A 6,787-nucleotide genomic window follows, 5' to 3' on the forward strand; every position below is an offset into this window, starting at 1 on the left:
CGGGGCCTTCTCCTTGGCGGGGTGGACCTCATCCTGCTGGAAACGGCCCAGGACATCCTGCAAGTCCGCTGCGCGGTCTTGGCGGTGCGGGAGGCCATGGCCGAGGTGGGGCGGGAGGTGCCCCTCCAGGTGCAGGTGACCATGGAGGCCACGGGCACCATGCTGGTGGGCACGGACGAGGCCGCGGCCTTGGCCGCCCTGGAAAGCCTCCCCATAGACGTGGTGGGGATGAACTGCGCCACCGGCCCCGACCTCATGGACAGCAAGATCCGTTACTTCGCCGAGCACAGCACCCGCTTCGTCTCCTGCTTGCCCAACGCGGGCCTGCCCCGGAACGAGGGGGGAAGGGTGGTCTACGACCTCACCCCGGAGGAGCTCGCCCGTTGGCAGAGGAAGTTCGTCCTGGACTACGGGGTGAACGCCGTGGGGGGGTGTTGCGGCACGGGGCCAGCCCACATCCGCGCCCTAGCGGAGGCGGTGCGGGGCCTACCTGTCCCCAACAGGCCTTCCGCCTTCCCTCCCCAGGTGGCCTCCCTCTACCAGGCGGTGCCCCTGAGGCAGGAGGCGAGCCTTTTCCTCATCGGGGAGAGGCTCAACGCCACGGGGAGCAAGCGCTTCCGGGAGATGCTCTTCGCGGGGGACCTGGAGGGCATCCTGGCCCTGGCCCGGGAGCAGGTGGCGGAAGGGGCCCACGCCCTGGACCTCTCCGTGGCCTGGACAGGCCGGGACGAGCTTAAGGACCTCCGCTGGCTCCTCCCCCGCCTGGCCACCGCGGTCACCGTGCCCCTCATGGTGGACTCCACCTCCCCCGAGGCCATGGACCTCGCCCTCCGCCACCTCCCGGGGCGGCTCCTCCTGAACTCCGCCAACCTGGAGGATGGCCTGGAGCGCTTTGACCGGGTGGCCTCCCTGGCCAAGGCCCACGGGGCGGCCTTGGTGGCCTTGGCCATTGACGAGGAGGGGATGGCCAAGACCCGCGCCCGCAAGGTGGAGGTGGCCCTCCGCATGTACGAGCGCCTCACGGAGCACCACGGCCTCCGCCCCGAGGACCTCCTCTTTGACCTCCTCACCTTCCCCATCACCCAAGGGGACGAGGAGAGCCGCCCCCTGGCCCGGGAGACCCTGGAGGCCATGGAGGAGCTCGCCCAGCGCCTGCCCGGGGTGGGGTTTGTCCTTGGGGTTTCCAACGTCTCCTTCGGGCTAAAGCCCAGGGCCCGCCGGGTCCTGAACTCCGTCTTTCTGGACGAGGCGAGGAAGCGAGGCCTTACCGCGGCCATCGTGGACGCGGGGAAGATCCTCCCCATCCACGAGATCCCCGAGGAGGCCTACGCCCTGGCCCTGGACCTCATCTACGACCGGAGGCGGGAGGGGTATGACCCCCTCCTCGCCTTCATGGCCTACTTCGAGGCCCACCAGGAAGACCCCGCCCGGAAAGAGGACGCCTTCCAGGCCCTGCCCCTTCTGGAACGGCTTAAGCGGCGCATCGTGGAGGGGCGGAAGGTGGGCCTCGAGGCCGACCTGGACGAGGCCCTACGGGCAGGCCACACGCCTTTGGACCTCATCAACGGCCCCCTCCTTGCGGGGATGAAGGAGGTGGGGGAGCTTTTCGGGGCGGGGAAGATGCAGCTCCCCTTCGTCCTCCAGGCGGCGGAGGTGATGAAGCGGGCCGTGGCCCATCTGGAGCCCCACATGGAAAAGCGAGGGGAGGGGAAGGGCACCATGGTCCTGGCCACGGTGAAGGGGGATGTGCACGACATCGGCAAGAACCTGGTGGACATCATCCTCACCAACAACGGCTACCGGGTGGTGAACCTGGGCATCAAGGTGCCCATTGAGGAGATGTTAAAGGCGGTGGAGGAGCACAAGCCCCACGCCCTGGGCATGTCGGGCCTCCTGGTGAAGAGCACCCAGGTGATGAAGGAGAACCTGGAGTACATGGCGGAAAGGGGGTACACCCTGCCCGTGATCCTGGGCGGGGCGGCCCTCACCCGCGCCTTTGTGGAGGAGGACCTCAGGAAGGTCTACCCCAACGTCTACTACGCGGAGGACGCCTTTGAGGGGCTTAGGCTCATGGAGGAGCTCACGGGCCACGCCCCCCCTGACCTCACCCGCCGCGCCCCCACGAAGCCCGCCAAGGAGGCCCCAAGGGTGGAGGTGCGGGCCAAGCCCGTGGGGGAGGCCCCCTCCATTCCCCGCCCCCCCTTCTTCGGGGTGCGGCAGGAGGAGGGCCTGGACCTCTTCACCATCGCCCACTACGTGAACAAGCTGGCCCTTTACCGGGGCCAGTGGGGGTATAGCCGCAAAGGGCTTTCCCAAAAGGAGTGGCAGGCCCTGGTGGAGCGGGAGGCGGAGCCCCACTTCCGTCGCCTCCTAAGGGAGGCCAAGGAGGAGGGTTGGCTTACCCCTAGGGTGCGCTACGGCTTCTTCCCCGCGGCCCGGGAGGGGGAGGAGCTTTTGGTGTTCAACCCCGAGACGGGGGAGGTCCTGGAGCGCTTCCACTTTCCCCGGCAGAAGGGCGGGGGGCTTTCCCTGGTGGACTACTTCCGCCCCCGCTTCGCCCCCCCCTCGGGGGACGAGGAAGGCTGGCTTCCCGCCTACGCCCAGGGGGCGCGGGACGTGCTGGCGGTCCAGATCGTCACCATGGGGGAGGGCCCCGCGAGGAAGGCCAAGGCCCTCTACGACGGTGGGGCCTACCAGGACTACCTCCTGGTCCACGGCTTCAGCGTGGAGATGACGGAGGCCTTGGCGGAGTACTGGCACAAGCGCATCCGGCAGATGTGGGGCATAGCAGACAAGGACGCCACGGATGTGCGAAAACTGTTCCAGCTTGGCTACCAGGGGGCCCGCTACTCCTTCGGCTACCCCGCCTGTCCGGACCTCGAGGACCAAGCCAAGCTGGACCGGCTTTTGGACTTCCGCCAGGTGGGCGTGCGCCTCACGGAGAACTTCCAGCTGGACCCGGAGTTCTCCACCAGCGCCCTCATCGTCCACCACCCCGAGGCCCGCTACTTCAGCGTCTAGACCCACCACTTTAGGGCCCGGGTGGGGAGGGCCTTGGGGGCCACTTTTCCCCCTTGGCATGGCGCTTCGGGAGGTAATGGGGGAAGGCGTAGACCTCCAGGACCTCCTCCAGGAGGTTCACGATCCAGACCTCAGGGAGGCCCGCCTGCTGGTAAAGGGGGAGCTTCAGGGTGCGGTCCTGGACCAGGGTGGTCTCGGAGACCTCCACCAGGAGGAGGACGTCCTCGGGCAGCGGGTCCCTTTCCCGGTAAGGGGCGCAGGAGGACCAGGTCGGGTACGGGTTCGGAGTCCGGGGGTAGCACCAGGGGGCACCGGACCATAACCACCTCTTCATCCCCAAAGGCCTCCTGGAAAACCCTGTCCAGGTGCATGATATAAAGCCGGCGTTTCTTCCCCATGGGCGGCACGGCATAGACTTCCCCTGCCAAAAGCTCCACCCGCTCCGGTAGGGCCCCTGCCTGGTAGGCCTTGTGGTATGCCTCCACGGTGAGGCGGTGCCGGACCCTGGCCTTCTCCCTAAGTATACTTACCCGTTGTGCTGGCCCTCTACCACGCCGCCCGTGCCCTGGGGCTCCGCCCTGCCCTCCTGGAGTCCCTAGGCCCGAAGACCCCCTTTGGCCGCCTGAGCCTCCTGGGGGTGAGGCCCCGCCACACCTTGGAGGTCGTTGAGGGGGGGCTCTACCTGGACGGCCGGCGGGTGGGGGAGGCCCGGGAGGTCTTCCGCTACTTGGAAAGGGGTCTTGGGAAGGGGTTTTTCCCTGCCTGGATCGGGTTTTTCGCCTACGAGTTCGCCTGCCACCTGGGCCTTCCCACCCACCCGCCGGTGCCCGGCCTCCCCGAGGCGGCCTTCCTCTACTACCCTGAGGGGTATGCCCTCCTCGAGGGCCGCCTGGTGCAAACCCCCTCCTTTCCCTTGCGCCCCAAACCCTACGCCCCGCCCCCCTTTCCCCCCTTGGCCCTGGAGAGCGATTACCCCCGGGAGGCCTTCCTCAAGGGGGTGGAGGAGGTTCAGGAAAGGATCCGCGCGGGGGTGGTCTACCAGGTGAACCTCTCCCACCGCTTCCGCGTGGAGGCCCCCCTGGACCCCTTGGCCCTTTACGCCCGCCTCCGGGCTCTAAACCCTTCCCCCTTCATGGGCCTTCTGGAAGGGGAGGGGTGGGCGGTGGTCTCGGGAAGCCCGGAAAGGCTTTTCCAGAAGGTGGGGGCCCGCCTCCTCACCCGGCCCATCGCCGGCACCCGGCCTAGGGGGAGGGGTGAGGGGGAGGACCTCCTTTTGGAGGAAGCGCTCCTTTCTTCCCCCAAGGAGCGGGCGGAGCACGCCATGCTGGTGGACCTCCTGCGCAACGACCTGGCCCGGGTGGCCCTGCCGGGCACGGTGCGGGTGCGGGAGCTTTTCACCGTGGAGCGCTACGCCCACGTGATGCACCTGGTCTCGGAGGTGGAGGGGTATAGCCGGACCTCCTTGGGAGAGGCCTTCGCCGCCCTCTTCCCAGGGGGGACCATCACCGGGGCCCCCAAGTCCACGGTGATGGAGGCCATCCGGGACCTGGAGCCCGTCCCCCGGGGGGCCTACACCGGAAGCCTAGGGTACGTCTCGGGCCGAGGGGCGGACTTCAACATCCTCATCCGCTCCTTTTACCGGGTGGGGCAGACCCTCTTCTTCTCCGCGGGGGCGGGGGTGGTCATCGCCTCGAGGCCCGAGGCGGAGTACCGGGAAACCCTCCATAAGGCGGAGGCCCTCCTCCGGGCCCTAAGGGGGGAGAGGCCGGGCCACCCCCCGGCTCCCCCCAAGCCCTCTTCTGCCTGGCGGCCCCCTCCCCCCCCAAGGCGCCTTAAGGCCCGGGTCCTCTTCGTGGAGAACCGGGATTCCTTCAGCTACAACCTGGTGGACTACTTAAAGGCCTTGGGGGCGGAGGTGGAGGTGGTGGGCGGGGAGGAGGCTCCGGGGCTTAAGGGCCACACCCACCTTCTCCTAGGCCCCGGCCCCAAGGACCCCTTCACCGCGGGGCGGATCCTGGACTGGACCCGGCTCGCCCTCAAGGAGGGGGTGCCTTTCCTCGGCGTCTGCCTGGGCCACCAGGCCCTGGGGGTGGCCTTGGGGGCGGAGCTCTTCCGTGCCCCTCCCGTCCACGGGGAGGCCCACCCCATCTTTCACGGAGGGGAAGCCCTCTTCCGGGGCCTCCCCAACCCCCTGCCCTTTGCCCGCTACCACTCCCTGGCCCTCCGGAACCTGCCCCCAGGGGCGCGCCTCCTCGCCTGGACGGAGGACGGCCTTCCCATGGCCATCTGGGACGGGGGGGTGGCCTTCGGGGTCCAGTTCCACCCGGAAAGCATCCTCTCCCCTTGGGGGATGGAGCTTCTGGCCCGTTTTTTGGAGGTGGGATGAGGCTCCTTTGCGGAAAGCCTTGGGAGGGCCCCTTGCCCGAAAGCTTCCTCTACCACGGGGTGAGCGTCTTCACCACCCTGCGCGCCGAGGGGGGCGAGCCCCTTTGGCTGGAGGAGCACCTCCATAGGCTCCGCCGGCATGCGGAGGCCCTGGGCCTTCCGCACCCTGGGGATGGGGCCTTTCTGGAGGACCTTAAGGCCCTCCTCCCCCTAGGCCCTGACCTGCGCCTGCGCTTCACCGTGGGGGAGGGGGTTTGGCTTTCCGAGGCCCGGCCCTACACCCCCCCGCCCCCGGAGGCCTACCGGGAGGGGGTAAGGGTCCGCCTCACCCCCTACCGCGTCCACCCCGACCTGGCCCGCTACAAGACGGGGAACTACCTCCCCTACCGCCTGGCCCTCCTCGAGGCCACGCGGGCGGGGGCCTTTGAGGGCCTCCTCCTGGATGCTTGGGGGCACGTGGTGGACGGGAGCCGCACCAGCCCCCTCCTCTACAGGGAGGGGCGGCTTTGGGTGCTCCAGGGGGGCCTCGAGGGCATCACCCGGGAAAAGGTGGCGGAGAAGGCCCGGGCCTTAGGCCTCGAGGTGGGGGAGGGGTTTTTCCGTCCAGATGACCTCAAAGGCACCCTCCTCCTGGCAGGCAGCGGGGTGGGCCTCCTTTCCGTGGGGCCGCCCCCTATGGAGCTCCTTCCCCTCCTAGAGGCTTTCCGCCCCCGCTGGTATACTGGTTAGTGCGGCCAGCCCAGGCCCCTTGGGCTGGTCCCCGTTTTTACCCTGGAGGAAAGGATGAAGAAGCCCGTCTACCTCACGCCCGAAGGTCTTAAGCGCCTTCAGGACGAGCTCAACTACCTGAAGACCACCAAGCGGCAGGAGATCTCCGCCGACTTTGAGCAGGCCCTGGAGGAAGGGGACCTGCGGGAAAACGCCGGCTACGATGAGGCCCGGCGGGCCATGTGGCAGAACGAGGCCCGCATCGCCCAGCTGGAGGACCTCCTGAGCCGGGCGGTGGTGGTGGAGGGGAACGGCTCCTTTGACACCGTGGCCTTGGGCTGTCAGGTGGAGCTGGAGACGGAGGCCGGGGAGAGGCTTTCCCTCTCCATCGTGGGCAGCCACGAGGCCGACATTTTCAGCGGCAAGATCTCCGATGAGTCCCCCCTGGGCCAGGCCCTTTTGGGGAAGAGGGTGGGGGACGTGGTGGAGATCAAGGGCAAGCGGGGCGCCCAGGTCTACACCATCCTGGAGATCAAGCCCCTCTAGTGTGCTCGGACAAACACATGTGAGACTGCCCCAACTAAAATGTGGGGACCACTCCAACATGAAGGAGGTCCCCACGAATGCAGCTTACCACCATCGGCCAGGAGATGTGGAAGGGAGCCCGGCTGGC

At 68.2% G+C, this 6,787-nt stretch carries 5 protein-coding genes; 4 read left to right on the top strand and 1 reads right to left on the bottom strand.

Annotation, left to right across the window (positions count from 1 at the left end):
- Positions 1-3,021: methionine synthase (gene metH, locus WKI94_RS11165; RefSeq protein WP_337845806.1), on the top strand; the 3,021-nt coding region annotated here is incomplete at its 5' end.
- Between the two features lie 10 nt (positions 3,022-3,031).
- Here the strand turns inward: metH and WKI94_RS11170 are convergent.
- Entirely contained in the window at positions 3,032-3,355 is a 324-nt protein-coding gene (locus WKI94_RS11170; RefSeq protein WP_337845807.1) for a Uma2 family endonuclease, read from the bottom strand.
- Between the two features lie 201 nt (positions 3,356-3,556).
- Between WKI94_RS11170 and WKI94_RS11175 the strand changes: the two genes are divergently transcribed.
- Genes WKI94_RS11175 through greA form a run of 3 tightly spaced genes read left to right on the top strand, consistent with a single transcriptional unit; the run spans position 3,557 to position 6,660 of the window.
- Positions 3,557-5,407, top strand: coding sequence for a chorismate-binding protein (locus WKI94_RS11175; protein WP_337845808.1), 1,851 nt, complete (start codon positions 3,557-3,559; stop codon positions 5,405-5,407).
- Complete coding sequence (locus WKI94_RS11180) at positions 5,404-6,135, top strand: aminotransferase class IV (protein WP_337845809.1); 732 nt, start codon at positions 5,404-5,406, stop codon at positions 6,133-6,135. The genes WKI94_RS11175 and WKI94_RS11180 overlap by 4 nt, the downstream gene beginning before the upstream one ends.
- 54 nt (positions 6,136-6,189) lie before the next feature.
- Positions 6,190-6,660: a transcription elongation factor GreA gene (greA, locus tag WKI94_RS11185; RefSeq protein WP_337845810.1), complete on the top strand. Its 471-nt coding sequence runs from the start codon at positions 6,190-6,192 to the stop codon at positions 6,658-6,660.
- The last annotated feature ends 127 nt before the right edge of the window (positions 6,661-6,787 follow it).

Source organism: Thermus sp. (genome assembly GCF_037444525.1).
In the GTDB taxonomy this organism is placed as follows: domain Bacteria; phylum Deinococcota; class Deinococci; order Deinococcales; family Thermaceae; genus Thermus.

Bases quoted from the DNA above. Each gene is read 5' to 3' on its own strand.
- WKI94_RS11170 (WP_337845807.1), bottom strand. From the start codon at position 3,355: ATGAAGAGGTGGTTATGGTCCGGTGCCCCCTGGTGCTACCCCCGGACT.
- WKI94_RS11180 (WP_337845809.1), top strand. From the start codon at position 5,404: ATGAGGCTCCTTTGCGGAAAGCCTTGGGAGGGCCCCTTGCCCGAAAGC.
- greA (WP_337845810.1), top strand. From the start codon at position 6,190: ATGAAGAAGCCCGTCTACCTCACGCCCGAAGGTCTTAAGCGCCTTCAG.